15 protein-coding genes and 2 pseudogenes are annotated in these 16,483 nt (G+C 58.9%); 12 read left to right on the top strand and 5 right to left on the bottom strand.

What is annotated here, in order from left to right:
• The first annotated feature begins 52 nt into the window (after positions 1–52).
• Positions 53–1,015 (top strand): bifunctional GNAT family N-acetyltransferase/nucleoside diphosphate kinase regulator, encoded by a 963-nt coding sequence (locus tag M2397_RS06645; RefSeq protein ID WP_259242474.1) that lies wholly within the window; start codon positions 53–55, stop codon positions 1,013–1,015.
• A 264-nt stretch (positions 1,016–1,279) separates the two neighbouring features.
• Positions 1,280–2,191: a DMT family transporter gene (locus M2397_RS06640; RefSeq protein WP_259242473.1), complete on the top strand. Its 912-nt coding sequence runs from the start codon at positions 1,280–1,282 to the stop codon at positions 2,189–2,191.
• Positions 2,192–2,199: 8 nt separating this feature from the next.
• Here the strand turns inward: M2397_RS06640 and M2397_RS06635 are convergent.
• A pseudogene (locus M2397_RS06635) lies at positions 2,200–2,466 on the bottom strand (chemotaxis protein); the annotation flags it as partial.
• A gap of 136 nt (positions 2,467–2,602) precedes the next feature.
• Between M2397_RS06635 and M2397_RS30400 the strand changes: the two are divergent.
• The 5 genes and pseudogenes from M2397_RS30400 to M2397_RS06615 form a co-directional block, all read left to right on the top strand.
• A pseudogene (locus tag M2397_RS30400) lies at positions 2,603–3,376 on the top strand (MCP four helix bundle domain-containing protein); the annotation flags it as partial.
• Positions 3,350–4,231: a methyl-accepting chemotaxis protein gene (locus M2397_RS30395; protein WP_371921007.1), complete on the top strand. Its 882-nt coding sequence runs from the start codon at positions 3,350–3,352 to the stop codon at positions 4,229–4,231. The pseudogene M2397_RS30400 and the gene M2397_RS30395, both read left to right, overlap by 27 nt.
• Before the next feature lie 976 nt (positions 4,232–5,207).
• Positions 5,208–5,375 carry a hypothetical protein gene (locus tag M2397_RS06625; protein ID WP_167655195.1) on the top strand — a complete coding sequence of 56 codons (168 nt, stop codon included), beginning with the start codon at positions 5,208–5,210 and terminating at the stop codon, positions 5,373–5,375.
• A 631-nt stretch (positions 5,376–6,006) separates the two neighbouring features.
• The gene (locus M2397_RS06620) at positions 6,007–7,593 is read left to right on the top strand and encodes an ABC-F family ATPase (RefSeq protein ID WP_074846575.1); all 1,587 of its coding nucleotides are present in this window, start codon (positions 6,007–6,009) and stop codon (positions 7,591–7,593) included.
• Between the two features lie 168 nt (positions 7,594–7,761).
• Positions 7,762–8,937 (top strand): MFS transporter, encoded by a 1,176-nt coding sequence (locus M2397_RS06615; RefSeq protein ID WP_131696487.1) that lies wholly within the window; start codon positions 7,762–7,764, stop codon positions 8,935–8,937.
• Here M2397_RS06615 and M2397_RS06610 read toward each other — a convergent pair.
• Both M2397_RS06610 and M2397_RS06605 read right to left on the bottom strand, forming a co-directional pair.
• The gene (locus tag M2397_RS06610) at positions 8,931–9,968 is read right to left on the bottom strand and encodes a dienelactone hydrolase (protein WP_184742025.1); all 1,038 of its coding nucleotides are present in this window, start codon (positions 9,966–9,968) and stop codon (positions 8,931–8,933) included. The two genes, M2397_RS06615 and M2397_RS06610, sit on opposite strands and share 7 nt — an antisense overlap.
• 241 nt (positions 9,969–10,209) lie before the next feature.
• Positions 10,210–10,821, bottom strand: coding sequence for an FMN-dependent NADH-azoreductase (locus M2397_RS06605; protein WP_131696489.1), 612 nt, complete (start codon positions 10,819–10,821; stop codon positions 10,210–10,212).
• Between the two features lie 126 nt (positions 10,822–10,947).
• Here M2397_RS06605 and M2397_RS06600 point away from each other — a divergent pair, with 126 nt between their 5' ends.
• Positions 10,948–11,856: a LysR substrate-binding domain-containing protein gene (locus tag M2397_RS06600; RefSeq protein ID WP_131696490.1), complete on the top strand. Its 909-nt coding sequence runs from the start codon at positions 10,948–10,950 to the stop codon at positions 11,854–11,856.
• Complete coding sequence (locus M2397_RS06595; protein ID WP_259242470.1) at positions 11,853–12,209, top strand: MmcQ/YjbR family DNA-binding protein; 357 nt, start codon at positions 11,853–11,855, stop codon at positions 12,207–12,209. The genes M2397_RS06600 and M2397_RS06595 overlap by 4 nt, the downstream gene beginning before the upstream one ends.
• On the opposite strand, the gene M2397_RS06590 is transcribed toward M2397_RS06595, so the two are convergent.
• On the bottom strand, positions 12,198–12,581 hold the full coding sequence (locus tag M2397_RS06590; RefSeq protein ID WP_131696492.1) for a DUF1294 domain-containing protein: 384 nt from the start codon (positions 12,579–12,581) through the stop codon (positions 12,198–12,200). The two genes, M2397_RS06595 and M2397_RS06590, sit on opposite strands and share 12 nt — an antisense overlap.
• Positions 12,578–13,408: an undecaprenyl-diphosphate phosphatase gene (locus tag M2397_RS06585; protein ID WP_145338827.1), complete on the bottom strand. Its 831-nt coding sequence runs from the start codon at positions 13,406–13,408 to the stop codon at positions 12,578–12,580. The genes M2397_RS06590 and M2397_RS06585 overlap by 4 nt, the downstream gene beginning before the upstream one ends.
• A gap of 229 nt (positions 13,409–13,637) precedes the next feature.
• Here M2397_RS06585 and M2397_RS06580 point away from each other — a divergent pair, with 229 nt between their 5' ends.
• The 3 genes from M2397_RS06580 (at position 13,638) to M2397_RS06570 (ending at position 16,467) form a co-directional block, all read left to right on the top strand.
• Positions 13,638–15,272, top strand: coding sequence for a methyl-accepting chemotaxis protein (locus tag M2397_RS06580; protein WP_145338826.1), 1,635 nt, complete (start codon positions 13,638–13,640; stop codon positions 15,270–15,272).
• Positions 15,273–15,388: 116 nt separating this feature from the next.
• On the top strand, positions 15,389–15,952 hold the full coding sequence (gene pnuC, locus M2397_RS06575; protein WP_131696494.1) for a nicotinamide riboside transporter PnuC: 564 nt from the start codon (positions 15,389–15,391) through the stop codon (positions 15,950–15,952).
• Positions 15,949–16,467 (top strand): AAA family ATPase, encoded by a 519-nt coding sequence (locus tag M2397_RS06570; RefSeq protein WP_259242469.1) that lies wholly within the window; start codon positions 15,949–15,951, stop codon positions 16,465–16,467. The genes pnuC and M2397_RS06570 overlap by 4 nt, the downstream gene beginning before the upstream one ends.
• Positions 16,468–16,483: the final 16 nt, after the last annotated feature.

Here is a 16,483-nt window from a genome sequence, read left to right as displayed (position 1 = left end):
TTCGCCATTACTCGCGGTATATCTTAAAATGCCCGGTTGCCGAAGAGCCGCCATGTTCATATCCATGAAGGCCTTCCATCCTTTACAAATAAGAGTGGTTAAGATGAACAGGCCTTTCATTTCGCTCTGCCCTGAAATTACTCGGGCGCATGCGCTGACATTAATGAATTGGTTAGAGGATGAGCGCGTCACCTGCTACCTGAGCGATTCGCGTCATGTCTCCCGCTCCATCGAGCAAGCCATTGATCGAACTCAGTTGCCGATCCTGACCCATCTATTCAACCGGGGCGGCAGATTCTTTATGGCCTATGACCGGCATGACGCCCCGGTGGGCTTTGTCCGTCTGGTCAAGACCGGCTCAAATTGCGAGATAGTCCTGGTCATCGGAGACAGCGACAAATGGGGCCGAAACCTAGGCGCCCGCACGATCCGCGAAGGCATGAAACTGGCTTTCCTCGACATGCGGGCCGAGAAGCTCATCGCCAAGATTCACCCGGACAATTCGCGCTCGCTAAAAGCCTTTTTGCGCAGCGGCTTTATGCTTGAGAGCGAAACGCCGACATTGAAATCATTGTCCATGACGGAGGAACGCTATCTCCAGTTCTTACGCGAAGGAGCCGGTGGCGACTCCAGTAGGATCTACATCACTGAAATCGACAAGGCCAGGCTCTACGGTCTAATCGCGTTCGAGCAAGGCTCGGCGGTTGTTGAGCTCGAACATGAGCTTGAACGAGCCATTGTCGTCAAGCCGCAGCAGGTGGCGTGCAATGTCATCACGATGAACTCTAGGGCTTTGCTGCAACTGGACGACGAAGAGCTCGAAGTGGCGTTGGTCTACCCTGAAGACGCGGACAGCAATGCAGGGAAGCATTCCGTGTCTTCTGATATAGGCGCCGCCATCCTTGGCTATCAGGAGGGAGATGCCATCGACTGGCGAATTTCTGATCGGACCCGCCGGATTGAGATCAAGAAAGTGCTTTACCAGCCGGAGGCTGCGGGCGATTTCCACCTATAACTGCGCCTTTGGCTCAGTACTCATCCATCAGACGCCGAAAGGCGTGATGCCCAAACGCACATACATTTTCGGCAGCAAGAATCGGAGTGCGAGCACATTTCGAAGATTCTTACGATGAGACTCCAAACTTAGAGAAGTCCACCATGGCTTCCGTATAGCTGGCCTTTTCCCCTTAACCACTCCAATAAATTCTTGGATTGCGCGGCATTAGCTATGCAATTCTCGAGTCATTTTTGAGTTAACGAACAGCGCTGAAGGCAGCCCATGAAATTATCCGATTATGTTCGACTACTTGCTCTGGCGGCGATCTGGGGCGCCAGCTTCCTCTTCATGCGCATCTCGGCTCCTGTTTTGGGCGCATTGCCGACTGCATTTTTTCGCGTGTTGTTGGGTGCTATTGGCTTGGCCGTCATTCTTGCCATTTTAAAAACCAAAGTCGACTTCAAAGGCAAGCTGCAGCAGATCATGGTATTGGGCGTTATCAATTCGGGCATCCCATTTTTGATGTATAGCGTGGCGGCACTGCTGTTACCTGCCGGCTATTCAGCAATTTTCAATGCGACCACACCGATGATGGGCGTCTTGATCGGTTGGATGTGTTTCAGCGATTCGTTGACACTGAAAAAAGGTGTCGGCGTTTTGATCGGGCTTATGGGCATTACGTTGCTGACCAGCACCGGCCCCGTCACACTTTCAATGAACGTGGTCATGGGCGCGTTGGCATGTTTAGTCGCCACCAGTTGCTATGGTGCAGCAGGATTTCTGACTAAACGATGGGTAGCTGACAAGGGTGGGCTTGATGCGAAACTCGTAGCTTTTGGTAGTCAGATTGGCGCGACGCTGTTTCTCGTTCCGTTTTTCGGAATCTCCACCGCAATAAACCCACCGGCGAGCTGGGGTAACCCAGAGGTATGGATAGCACTGGTTGCGCAGGGTTTCATCTGCACTGCGTGTGCGTACATTCTGTACTTCCGCTTGATCGCGGATATCGGGCCGGTGCGTTCGCTGACCGTAACCTTCCTAATCCCTCCCTTCGGCGTGCTGTGGGGTGTGATGTTCCTTGATGAACATCTTTCGGCCGCGCATTTGTACGGCGGCGGGCTCATCTGTTTAGCTGTGTGGTTCGTTCTCAGCAAGAGCAAGCCGAAGCAAGAACCCTCACCAGCTTCGGATTGATCCAACAACAGGCGGTGAATCTCTTCGCTTTGCTCTGTGACGCGCTCGGTGAGCTGGCCAACCTGACTGGTGAGGGCTTCGATTTTTCCTTCCATGCGGCCTACTGCGGCGGCAAGGTCGTTGCGTTCCTTGGCGAACTGATCGGCGCGGGACTCGGCCTCTTTACTGGCTGCGCGTTCCTGGTTCAGCAGTCCGTTCAGGCGCTTCAACGTGCCGATATCGGCGCTGTCCATGGCTCGGTCGGTCGCGTCCGTCGAAAGGAACCGGCAAAGAAAAGCGTCTGCATATGCAGACGCTAGAAACAGGTGCAAATGCCTTCGTACTTGTAGCAATAGAATGCGTAGCAGCGATGAACGGGCTGCTGCTGCTCAGTTTGCTGCCGATAGTATGGGATCATGAAGAGGTATCAGTATGATTCTGCGCAAACTCAATATCGCCCCACGCTCCGCACTTAGCTTTGGTTTTTTTTGCTCGATGATTATTGGGTTGGGAGTGGTAGCTCTCATCCAGGCATCAAGCTTGAACGACGCTGAAAAGTTTGTAGAAAACAACGTGGTGCCCAGCATTTCGATACTCGCCAAGATGGACCGCGAGTTTTTAAGCATTCGAAATAATAATTCGAGATTGCGTAACCCTATTGAGCCTGCCGAGCGCAGAGCTCAAGCGCTTGTAGAGGTCCAAACATCGCGCGGAAGTTTTAAGGATCTTATTCAGAAACTCCAACCGCTCATCGTAACGGCTAAGGGCAAACAGCTTATCGGGGAATTGGCGAAAGATTACAGCACGTATGAGGTCGTTCAGGAGCAATATTTGGCCCTTACAGGTGCCGGAAAATTCGAGGATGCAGTCAAGCTGTCCAGCGAGGTAATGAAGTTTGAGGCGGATGGCGTAAACACCGTTCTTCAGAACCTGACCGAACTCAATAACAATAAAGCAATGAATGCTGGCAAAGATGCAACGCGTATTTATGAACAAAGCAAACTGATCGTCGGCGGTTTCATTTTGGTGAGTACGCTGGCTGCGATCGTCCTTGCTTTCATGTACACCCGAAGCCTCACCACCCCGGTGAATCGGTCATTGGCCATCGCTGAGCGGATCGCGAAAAACGACCTTAGCGAAGTGATTGATGTGCAAGGCACCGACGAAGTAGCGCGGCTGATGCAGGCGTTGAAAGCGATGCAGGCTAACTTGCGAACCACACTTCTGTCGATATCCGACTCATCCAGCCAGCTGGCATCAACATCCGAGGAAATGCATGCCGTAACCGAAAACGCGAATACCGGCATGCAGCAACAGAGCCACGAGGTGGAAATGGCCGCTACGGCTGTTACCGAGATGAGCGCTGCAGTTGAAGAAGTCGCCCGAAATGCCTCTGCGGCATCTGAGGCCGCTACACGCTCCAATTCGGCGGCTATTGCCGGCCGCGCACGGGTGGATGAAACCGTCGAAGCGATTAGCCTGATGGTCTCAAGCGTGGGAGACGCATCCAATGAGGTTCAAGGACTCGCGGTGATGGCTACCGACATCAGTAAGGTTCTAGACGTCATCAGGGCCATCGCCGAACAGACTAATTTGCTTGCACTCAACGCTGCAATCGAAGCCGCCCGGGCAGGAGAAGCAGGCCGCGGATTCGCTGTGGTAGCCGATGAAGTCCGAGCGCTCGCGCATAGAACGCAAACTTCAACCAGCGAGATCGAACAGATGATCACGTCCATTCAGAAAGGCACTGGAGCCGCCGTTTCTGCAATGAGCAATACCAACATCCAAGCACAAAAAACACTCGACACAGCGCGTGGTGCTGGCTCGGCATTGGTGGAAATTACCGAAACCATTGACGACATCACGGAACGCAACGTGCTGATTGCCACAGCATCCGAGGAGCAAGCTCAAGTAGCCCGGGAAGTGGATCGAAGCCTGGTCAGTATCCGCGATTTGTCGAGCCAGGCCTCTGAAGGATCAAACCAGACCGCGTTAGCCAGTTCGGAACTGTCGAAGCTGGCGGCTGAACTGAACCGAATGGTTAACCAATTTCGCCTATAGCTAATCGGACACAAAAAGCCCCGCCGATGGCCGGGCTCTGTGTTTTAACTTTTAACCGCTGAAGACTACTTAGCGCCGCCGTTGCTGCGATCATTCTGAGCGTCCTGATCCGATCCTGGGTTTCCAGGCGGCGGATTCCAATCCTCTGGACTCTCACCAGTACCCTGCTTGGGCTCGGACTCAGCTTGCTCAAGACCGGAGTCATGACCTTCGCCCGTCTCAGGCACTTCCTCTTTTGGTCCCGGATATGCCGCTGCAGGACCATTATTGTCATCCACCATAAATCATCTCCTGTCTGTAGCGCGGGGTTGCGCGTATAACTGGGAGGGATTAATTAGACAGAAAGTGCTTCTGCCTCGACGAGCGGACGAAAAAAAACCGTCCAGTGACGAGGCTCTCTAATATCAATCCCTTATGCGCAAGATTGACAGGATGGATAAATCTTTCTCTCACTTTCTCACTCGTTGCAACGGCTTTTTGCTACGCCGCGCAACCTTCGATTAATCCCTCTGCGTCGAGCAGTTCCTGAGCGGCAGTGAGCGCCTCGTTCACTTGGTCATCCAATGTCTTGCGGATCCCTGAGCGCCACCAGTACCGGGTCGACTCCGGCTTGCCATCATTATCCCAATTGGTGATGTCGTAACAGGCAGCCGGCAGCACCGCAGCGGAGCGCTTGCCCTCGGCACCGGCAACCTGAGGAATGGCCCAGGTCAGGACGGCACGGCGAACAGAACAGCGCCAAGCACGCGCTGCTTGACGATCAGCTTGAACCAGGCGGAATTCCGTCCTTGTTGAAGTCCTTCAAGCGTTCGCGCTCTTCCTCGGTGGAGTGCGCCGGGGTTTCCTGCTCGGGCTCTTTCTTCTTTTCCTTAGTCATCGCTATGTCCTCTGGGTGGTAGCTGTTTCGGCACCTGATGGAATCAGCAGTTCAAATCAATCTACTCCACCGCCGGGCATGGCCCGGCAAGGACTCCTCATGCCTACAGAAAACCACATCGCCGCGCCGCTAAAGGTCGAGCGCTCGACAGTCACAAAACTGGTCATCACCGGCGCGCCATTGCTTCGGCTGGGCTTCATCAATCTTAAAACGCGACAGGATATGCGGCAGCAAACCGCAGGGGCATATGTTGCCTCCTTGATGTAGCCCTTTCCCCTCTGAATAAGCCTGCCGGAAACCGGTGGGCTACTCTCCGCCACCCCGCGCGGCCAGGACCACACATGTCAGCAGCAGAACAACTCAACGACGGATCGATCCGCATCCGGTTTATGTGGAACGGCAGCCGGCGCAGTGAAACGCTCCCCTACCCAAGCGCAACAAAAAGGAGGTTGACCCCTTCACGCTGGAATAAGCAGACCAGATAGCGAAGATGTACGAGCACGATCACTGGCCCAATACGATCTATTGAGCGCTTCGTTTTGTTGAATGATAGCCCCCTGCAAGCCCTCTATTCGCCAGGGAAATAAGCTGAGCGCCGGAAAAAAAGCAAAGGTCAGGTGCTGGAAACACCTTCCATTTTCCCGCCGCCAACGAGCTCGGAGTACGTCAAGCAGGCATCCGACCTGCACCAGCAATGGCTTGCCACATTCAGAGCGCTGAATATCCCTCGTCGGCCGCCATACAACTGTCGCCTCACATATGCGACAATGCGCGCCAAATTCCAACACACATCCCCCATTTTTTGCTCAGCGACCGGGTTTCGCGCCTTGATGTCGCTGTTGATGCATGCCTGAAGGCTCCTGCCGCCACGCTCGCAACCCATTGATAGGTAAAGTAATTGATCTCCACAGCTAACATCACCATGCAGTTCGGCGCCAAGCCGCTCTTTGAGAACGTCTCGGTCAAGTTCGGCGCCGGCAACCGGTATGGTCTGATCGGTGCCAACGGTTGCGGCAAGTCGACCTTCATGAAAATCCTCGGCGGCGACCTCGATCCGTCCGGTGGCCAGGTCATGCTGGAGCCGAATGTGCGCCTGGGTAAGCTGCGCCAGGACCAGTTTGCCTACGAAGAATTCACCGTGCTCGACACCGTGATCATGGGCCACGAAGAGCTGTGGAAGGTCAAGGCCGAGCGCGACCGTATCTACTCGCTGCCGGAAATGAGCGAAGACGACGGCATGGCCGTGGCCGAGCTGGAAACCGAGTTCGCCGAGATGGACGGCTACACCGCCGAATCCCGTGCTGGTGAGTTGCTGCTGGGCCTGGGCATTCCCCTGGAACAGCATTTCGGCCCGATGAGCGAAGTGTCCCCCGGCTGGAAACTGCGTGTATTGCTGGCCCAGGCGCTGTTCTCCGACCCGGAAGTGCTGTTGCTCGACGAACCGACCAACCACTTGGACATCAACACCATCCGCTGGCTGGAAAACATCCTGACCCAGCGCTCCAGCCTGATGATCATCATCTCTCACGACCGTCACTTCCTGAACAGCGTGTGCACCCACATGGCTGACCTGGACTACGGCGAGCTGCGCCTGTTCCCGGGCAACTACGACGAGTACATGACCGTGGCGACCCAGTCCCGCGAGCAACTGCTGTCGGACAACGCGAAGAAGAAAGCGCAGATCTCCGAGCTGCAATCCTTCGTCAGCCGCTTCTCGGCCAACGCCTCGAAAGCCAAGCAGGCGACGTCCCGTGCCAAGGCGATCGACAAGATCCAGCTGGCCGAGGTCAAGCCTTCGAGCCGCGTGAGCCCGTTCATCCGTTTCGAACAAACCAAAAAGCTGCACCGCCAGGCGGTCATCGTCGAGCGCATGGCCAAAGGCTTCGACGGCAAGCCGCTGTTCAAGGACTTCAGCTTCCAGGTTGAAGCCGGCGAGCGTGTGGCGATCATCGGCCCGAACGGTATCGGCAAGACCACCCTGCTGCGCACCCTGGTCAACGAACTGACTCCAGATGCCGGCAGCATCAAGTGGACCGACGCGGCAGAACTGGGCTACTACGCCCAGGATCACGCGAGTGACTTCGAAAACGACATGAGCCTGTTCGACTGGATGGGCCAGTGGACCCAAGGCGAGCAAGTGATCCGTGGCACCCTGGGGCGCATGCTGTTCTCCAACGACGAGATCCTCAAGTCAGTCAAGGTGATCTCCGGTGGTGAGCAAGGCCGCATGCTGTTCGGCAAGCTGATCCTGCAAAAGCCGAACGTGCTGATCATGGACGAACCGACTAACCACTTGGACATGGAATCCATCGAGGCGCTGAACCTGGCGCTGGAGAACTACCCGGGCACGCTGATCTTCGTCAGCCATGACCGTGAGTTCGTATCGTCCCTGGCCACCCGCATCATCGAGTTGAGCGCCAACGGCGTGATCGACTTCAGCGGTACCTACGACGACTACCTGCGCAGCCAAGGCGTGGTGTTCTAAAAGTAGTGACCTGAAACTGTGGGGAACAGGCTCGTTGTGGCGAGCGGGCTTTTGTGGCGAGCGGGCTCGCCACAAAAGCCGGTTTCTCAGTCAAAGTAGTTAGCCTGCTTCCTTTTCCCCCAAGCCCTTGCCATGATGCGCTCACCGCCCGCCCGCGAACGAGTGCCCATGTCTGCCGCCGCCCCCAGTTCACTGTCGATCACCCTGCAGATCGTCTCCATCGTCTTCTACACCTTCATCGCCTTTATCTGCATCGGCCTGCCGATTGCGGTAATCCCGGGCTATGTCCATGAGCAACTGGGCTTCAGCGCGGTGGTGGCCGGGATCACCATTGGCTCCCAGTACCTCGCAACCCTGCTCAGCCGTCCCATGGCCGGACGCATGTCCGACAACGTCGGCACCAAGCGCGCGATTGTGCTGGGGCTGGCGGGGATCCTGATCAGCGGTGTATTGACGTTCTTCGCCACCCTGGTGGACAGCCTGCCCAGCCTGAGCCTGGGGATTCTGATTGCCGGCCGGCTGCTGCTGGGCGTGGCCCAGGGCCTGATCGGCGTGGGCACCATCAGTTGGTGCATGGGCCAGGTGGGTGCCGAACATACCGCGCGATCGATTTCGTGGAATGGCATTGCCTCCTACGGCGCCATCGCCATCGGCGCGCCGCTCGGAGTGGTGATGGTCGCCGAATATGGCTACACCAGCCTGGGTATCGCGCTGTCGGTATTGGCGGCGCTGGGCCTGGTGCTGATCCGCAACAAACCCTCGGTGCCGGTGGTGCGCGGCGAGCGCCTGCCGTTCTGGGCGGTGTTCGGGCGCATCGCACCGTTTGGTGCCAGCCTGTGCCTGGCGTCCATCGGCTACGGCACCCTGACCACCTTTATCACCCTGTATTACCTCAATCGCGGCTGGGTCGGCGCGGCGTACTGCCTCACGGTGTTTGGCGTGTGTTTTATCGTCTCGCGGCTGGTGTTCATCTCGGCGATCAGCCGTTTTGGCGGCTTCAGGGCGGCGATTGCGTGCATGATCATCGAGACCTTGGGCCTGACGTTACTGTGGCTGGCGCCGTCCACCGGCGTGGCCTTGATCGGTGCGGGGCTGACCGGCTTTGGTTTGTCGCTGGTGTACCCGGCACTGGGCGTGGAAGCCATCAAACAGGTGCCAAACAGCAGCCGCGGTGCGGGCCTGAGTGCGTATGCGGTGTTTTTCGACCTGGCCCTGGCGATTGCTGGGCCATTGATGGGTGCCGTGGCGTTGAACCTGGGTTACAGCTGGATCTTCTTCTGCGCGGCGCTGTTGTCGGTCACGGCGCTGGGCGTGACCTTGCTGCTCAAGCGCCGCGCTTACTGATCGGCGGTCTGCAAGCCGGCGCGGGTAGATTGGCCTAGGGTGTGGGTGAAAAAACGCCCGGCTTCGGAAATCAGGTCGCGGTGGATGCCTTCACGGTCGACGCCGTCGGCATCGGTGCAGATCGCCGGCATCGCGGCCAATTGGTCGCTGTCGCACGGCGCCATGAACACGAAGTGCCCTGCCCCCGCCAGCAACTTGAAGTCCGGTGGTTCCGGCAGCTTGCGCGCCAGGGCGGCGGCGTTTTTGTCTACCGCCACCAGCTTGTCGCCGTCGCCGCTGTAGAGCAGCACCGGCACGTGCACATCCGCCAGGGTGTGGCGGCCGAACATCAGGCTCAAAGGCGCCATCAACATCAACGAATGAATGCGCGGGTCGGATTGTGGTTGGAGGTCGTCACGGTCCATCACCAGTTCACCTTTGGTGGTGCAGGCATCGCGATCTTCGGGGCGTTCCTGGCAATAGCGGCGCAGGCGATCGAAATCCGGCTTGGCTCCCGCCAGGATCAACGCGGTTTCGCCACCGGCCGAATAGCCGATAACGCCCACCTGATCGACGTTGACGAATGGCGACAGCATCGGGTCAGCCAAGGTCGCGGTGATCGCTTCGGAAATCTGGATCGGCCGGCCGTACAGGTTACTTACCGTGCCCAGGCGGCTGTGGTCCTTGTAGTTATCGCCGGGGTGCAATACCGCGACCACCACAAAGCCTTTACGCGCCAGGGAGGTGGCCAGGTCATGCAGAGCCAACGGCGTACCGGTGTTGCCATGGGACAGCATCAGCATCGGGAAGCGGCCAATGGCGATCTTGGAATCTTCGGTAGCCGCGACGTGATAGGGACCCAGTTGTGTGCTGTGTTCATCGTCGGTGGACGGGTAGAACGCCACCGCTTTCATCGGTTGCAGATCCAGCGGGTCGAGAAAGGTCATGCGATGGAAGCCCACACTCCAATGGGGGTGCGGCGCAGGCGCGGCGTGCACTGAAATCAGGCCGCCGAGCAGGGAAAGAACCATAACGGCACAAAGACGCATCATGAGGATGTCCACCTTTGCTGCGTGACCACGTTCAACACCCGCGGCATGTCTATTTGAAAAGTCCATGGCTCAAGGTACTCACACTGGGTGATAAACCCATGCGTGCATAACCTGGGCCAAGGTAATGACAGCGGGTAAACGAAAAAACTCCGTACGCCAGTCGCTTCAAGACGACCAGAATACAGAGTTTAGGCGCCCGGCTTCAGATAGAAACCGAGCAGAGGCGAAATTTACACAAGCCTTACGCAGCGGCGAACAATTGTTCGTTGATCAGTACGTTCGCGTCGCTGATGGATTTGCTGCGTACTTCATCACCATAAGCCAGGCCGTGGGCGCGTACGAATTCGATGTCGGTAATGCCGAGGAAGCCCAGCATCACTTTCAGGTATTCCTCGTGGGCAACACCGGTTGCCTGGCCAACATGCAGGCCGCCGGAGGTGGAAACAATGATGACTTTCTTGTTACCGCACAGGCCTTCAGGGCCGGCTTCGGTGTAACGGAAGGTCTGACCGGCGACGGCGATGCGGTCAATCCAGGCCTTCAATTGGGTTGGAATGGTGAAGTTGTACATCGGCGCAGCCAATACCACGGCATCGGCGGCGAGGAATTCAGCCAGGGTCTTGGCACTGAGGTCGGCCTCGTGCTGTTGTGCGGCGTCACGCAGTTCGGCGGCGGTGCCCAGGGCGCCCAGGGTCGCGCCGGAGAAGTGGTTGATGCCTTCACTGGCGAGGTCGCGGTAGGTCACTTCCACACCCGGCTCGGCCGCTTGCCAGGCCTTGACTACGCCAGCGCTGAGCTGACGGGAAGCCGAGTTGTCGCCGAGGATGCTGGAATCGATGTGCAACAGTTTCATGGTGGATCTCCGAGTGTGGGATCGACAGTGGCGATCAGATGGTGGTGATGCTACGCATGAAACCAATAGTCGATAAGTCGCCTGAATTGCGATAGTTTGTCCCACTGACAGGACAATAGGCTGACCATGCAAGACCTCAACGACCTCTACTATTTCGCCAAAGTCGTCGAAGCCGGCGGCTTCGCGGCGGCCGGGCGGCTTTTGGGCATTCCCAAGTCGCGGCTGTCGCGGCGCATTGCCGAACTGGAAGAGCGCCTCGGCGCGCGCCTGCTGCAACGCACCACGCGGCAACTGACCCTGACCGCCGTTGGCGAGCGCTACCTGCGCCACTGCCAGGCGATGCTGCTGGAGGCGGAAATGGCCGACGAGGCGGTGGCCAGCATGTCCAGCGAACCCCGCGGGCGGCTGCGGGTCACATGCCCGGTGGGGCTGGCGCAGCACTTCCTGCCAGAACTGGTCGCCGGATTTCTCGCCGCCAACCCCCAGGTACAGCTGGAGATGACCCTGGTCAACCGCCGCGTCGACCTGGTCGCCGAAGGCATCGATGTGGCACTGCGAGTGCGCGAGCTTGGTGACGAAGACCCGCTGCTGGTGACCAAGCGCCTGCGCCAGGCCCAGACCGTGCTGGTCGCCAGCCCCGCCTTCATGCTCGGTCGCCAGGTAAGCACCCTCGACGATCTCAAGCAACTGCCGATACTCGGTGCGCTGGAGGCGGATCGCCTGGTGCATCAGCGCATCCTTGACCCCCAGGGCAACCCACACGATCTGGCGATGGAAGCCCGCCTGGGCATCGACGACTTCATCGTGCGCAAGGCCAGCGCCGTCATGGGTCTGGGCTTTACCGTGCTGCCGATGATGTACTGCGAAGAGGAACTGGCCAACGGTCGGTTGGTGCAACTGCTGCCGCAATGGTCGTTGCCGGGCGGCTGGCTCCAGGCCGTCTACCCGCATCGCCGTGGCGTGCTGCCGGCGATTCGGGCCTGGATCGATTACCTGGAAGAAGGCTTTAAGAGCTGCGGAGACCGCTTGCTATGAAGATGACCGAAGCACAAGTCGCGAGTTTCTGCCTGAGCCTGCCCGGCGCGCGGGAAGACTACAAATGGGGTGGCGTGCGGGTGTTCTCGATAGCGGGCAACAAGATGTTCGCCCTGCAAAACCTGCGCGGTGATTCGCTGGCGTTCAAGGTCGACAAGGAATTGTTCCTCGGCCATGTGGACCGCCCTGGCATCCACCCGGCGCCGTACCTGGCACGCGCGCAGTGGATCTTCATGAACACGCCCTACCCGCTGGGCGCCGAGGAACTGCGCGGCTTGTTGCAGCGCTCCCACCAGTTGGTGGTGAGCAAACTGCCCAAGCGCACGCAGATCGGCTTGCTGCTAGAGAACTGACAGTAGCGTGCCACCGAGGAACAACTGGTCCAGCCAGAACACCTGGTGCAACAGCACGATCACCCAGAACAGCACCTGGTAAGACACCTTGCGCGTCTTGTGCCGGAACACCTGCTGGGCAATCAATGCCCCCGGCCAACCGCCCGCCAGCTCCACGGCGTGGAGGATGTTCTCCGGGGTGCGCCAGCTGTCGGTGAGGGCCTTGCGCTTGTCGCTCCAATACAGGAAGAACGCCAGCACGCTGACCACGCCATAGGCCGCCAACGGAAGTACCGTTTCACCGCGCAGCCACACCAACACCGAACCCAGCAGCGGCGCCGTGCACAGCAGCACAAAAATCGCCGCTTTCAGGCGTGGGTGTTGAATCATCATGCCTTGGCCGCAGCCCAGTCGATCCAACCGAATTGCCAGGTCGCCAGGATCAGCAGGCCGAACGCAATACGGTACCAGGCAAATGCCGCGTAGCTATGGCTGGCAATGAACTTGAGCAGGCCCTTGACCGCGATCATCGCGAAGATGAACGAGGTGACGAAGCCAATGGCGAACACCGGCAGGTCCGCCGGCTGGAACAGGTCGCGGTATTTGTAGCCCGAGTACACCGCCGCACCGACCATGGTCGGCATGGCCAGGAAGAACGAAAACTCGGTGGCGGTCTTGCGCGACAGGCCGAACAGCAGGCCGCCGATGATGGTCGAGCCGGAGCGCGACGTACCCGGGATCATCGCCAGGCACTGGGCAAAACCGACCTTGAGCGCATCTTTCCAGGTGATGTCATCGACGCTTTCGGCGTGCACTTCATGCTCGCGGCGCTCGGCCCACAGCATGACGACGCCGCCGATCACCAACGCAGTGGCCACGGTGATCGGGTTGAACAGGTAATGGTGGATCAGGTCGGCAAAGATCACCCCCAGCACCACGGCCGGCAGGAACGCGATCAGCAGGTTGACCGTGAAGCGCTGAGCGTTGCGCTGGGTCGGCAAACCGGTGACCACATCGAGGATCTTGCGCCGGAATTCCCAGACCACCGCGAGGATCGCACCCAGCTGGATGATGATATTGAACGCCATGGCGCGTTCGCCGCCGAAGTCGAGCAAATCGGCGACGATAATCTGGTGTCCGGTGCTGGAGATCGGCAGGAACTCGGTAAGCCCCTCCACTACGCCAAGAATCAATGCCTGAATGGCTGTCCAAAAATCCATGCTTCCCCCAAAGGTCATGCCCTGTGGCATGCCTTATCAATCTTTTAATGGTTCACTGACGAGCGCACTGAAGGCCCGGTGTTGACCATGGGTCAATGCCGGTCTGCAAAAATTCTGTGAAAAATCAGGCAGTACTCAGGTTTTGCGATTTCAGGCCGAAAGCCTATCAGACAAGGCGTAAAAGTCGATGCGACGCCCACAATTATAAAAAGCCCGGAGTGACAGGACGATGAACAGTTTGCGTAATATGTCGATCAGCCGACGCCTCTGGTTGATCCTGATCGTCGCCGTGCTGATGCTGATGGCCCTGGGTTTGCTGATGCTCAAGCAGATCCACGACGACCTTTACCAGGCCAAGCGCCAGCAGACCCAGCACGTGGTCCAGACCGCCAGCGGGATCCTGACGTTTTATCACAGCCTCGAAACCACCGGGGTGATGACCCGCGAAGCCGCGCAAAAACAAGCCCTGAGCGCGGTGCGCGGCTTGCGCTATGACCACGACGACTATTTCTGGATCAACGACCTCACCCCCGTGATGATCATGCACCCGGCCAACCCGAAGCTGGACGGCCAGAACCTCTCGGCCATCCGCGATCCCGACGGGTTTGCCGTGTTCAACGAGTTCGTGATCCTCGCCAAGGCCAAGGGCGCCGGCATCATCAACTACCGCTGGCCGAAGCCGGGCGCCGATGCGCCGGTGGCGAAAACCTCGTATATCCAGTTGTTCGAACCCTGGGGCTGGATCATCGGCTCCGGCGTGTACGTGGACGATGTGCAGGCCGAGTTCAACAGCCAGGTGTGGAAGGCCTCGTTTATCGGTCTGGGCATCGCCGTGGTAATGGCCCTGCTGGTATCGCTGATTGCCCGCAGCATCGTGCGCCCCTTGCAGGACGCAGTGAACGCCATGGGTAATATCGCCAGCGGCGAAAGCGACCTGACCCGCAGCCTCGACACCGACGGTCGCGACGAAGTCACCCAGCTGTCCCAACACTTCAACAGTTTCACTGCCAAGCTGCGCCAGGTCGTCAGCCAGTTGCAGGTGTGCGCCAACGCCCTGGGCCAGTCCTCCACGGAACTGGGCAACAACGCGACCCAGGCCCATGACCGCAGCCAGCAACAGTCCCAGCAGATGGAACTGGTGGCCACCGCCATCAATGAAGTCACCTACGGTGTGCAGGACGTGGCCAAGAACGCCGAACACGCCGCCAGCGAAATGCGCGACGCCCAGGCTCAGGCCCAGCAAGGCCAGGTCAATATCGACAGTAGCCTGCAGCAGATCGACCAGCTTTCCACCACCATCAGCGAGGCCGTGGAAGTGATCCGCACCTTGTCCAGCGAAAGCACGCAGATCGGTGGTGTGTTGGAAGTGATCCGCTCCATCGCTGACCAGACCAACCTGCTGGCGCTCAACGCCGCCATCGAAGCGGCACGCGCCGGCGAACAAGGCCGTGGTTTTGCCGTGGTGGCCGATGAAGTCCGCCTGCTGGCCCAGCGCACGCAAAAATCCACCGCCGAGATCCAGGCGATGATCGAGCGTCTGCAAGGTCACTCGGAAGCCGCGGTCAAGGTGATCAGCGACAGCCACAGCGCCTCGCAACTGACCATCGAACAAGCCGGCCAGGCCGGTGCCAGCCTCACCGCCATCGGCCAGGCCCTGCACAACCTCAACGGCTTGAATGCCTCGATTGCCAGCGCCACCCTGCAACAGGCCCATGTGGTGGAAGACATCAACCAAAACGTCACCCAGGCTGCGAGCTTGTCCCACAGCACCGCGCTGGCGGCGGAACAGTCTAACGTGGCCAGCGTGCACTTACGCGGGCTGAGCGAGCAGCTCGACGGCCTCTTGCGCCAGTTCAAGGTCTAACACCGCTCCAAATGTGGGAGGGGCTTGCCCTCTCCCACATTTGCCCTACTGTGTTTTGAAGATTGCTGGCCTCTGGTTACAATCCCCGCCCTCTCCCACTCTCCCAAGGAACTGCCATGTCCGGGCTTGAACTGTTCGCCGCCGCCCTGGGGGTGATCGCTGTCTGGCTGACGGTCAAACAGAACCCCTGGTGCTGGCCCATCGGCTTGGTGATGGTGTTGCTGTACACCTGGGTGTTCTATGACGTGAAGCTCTATTCCGACATGCTGCTGCAGGTGGTCTACGCCGCCTTGCAAGTCTATGGCTGGTGGCAGTGGACCCGCGCCGGCGAGGTCAGGCAAGGGCGCCAGGTCACCCGCCTGGGTTGGCCCGCAATCATGACCAGCATGGCCATCGGCGCGGTCGGCAGCCTGCTGCTGGGCGCTGCGATGGCGCACTGGACCGATGCCGCCCAGCCCTGGCTCGACGCCGCCCTCACCGGATTCAGCCTGGTGGCGCAAATGTGGATGGCGCAGAAACGCGTGCAATGCTGGCCGCTGTGGATCGCGGTGGATGTGATTTTCGTCGGGCTGTTCCTCTACAAGGGCTTGTATCTCACCGCTGCGCTCTATGCCCTATTCACCGTGATCGCCGTGCAAGGCTGGCGTGAATGGCGCGCCGACCCGGCGTTGCAACCATGAAGGTGGTCGTACTGGCCGGCCCCGAATCCAGCGGTAAAAGCTGGCTGGCCGCCGAGCTGCACGCGCATTTTGGCGGTTTGATGGTGCGTGAATACGTGCGCGATTTCATGGACCATCACCAGCGCGACACCACCCTGGCGGATATTCCAGCCATCGCCCACGGCCAACTGGCCTGGGAAGATGCCGCCCGCGCCCGGCAGCCGCACCTGCTGGTTCTCGATACGCACCTGCTGACCAATAAACTGTGGAGCCAGACCCTGTTCGGCGACTACCCGGCATGGCTCGACGACGAACTGCTGGCCCGGCAGTACGACCTGCACCTGCTGCTGTCGCCGGATGATGTGGAATGGACCGCCGACGGTCAACGCTGCCAACCGGAACTGGCCGACCGCCAGGCGTTTTTCCAGGACAGCCTGGCGTGGATGCAGGCGCATCGACAGGCGGTGGTGGTCATCAAGGGGAGTTGGGAGGAGCGCCGCACCGCCGCGTTTGCTGCGGTAGAACAGCTGTTGTAGTGAGCGGGCTTGCCCC

It is taken from the genome of Pseudomonas sp. BIGb0381 (assembly GCF_024809815.1).
Classification (GTDB): domain Bacteria; phylum Pseudomonadota; class Gammaproteobacteria; order Pseudomonadales; family Pseudomonadaceae; genus Aquipseudomonas.
Note: the sequence above shows the minus strand (reverse complement) of the source record. Positions and strands in the feature narration are given on the sequence as shown.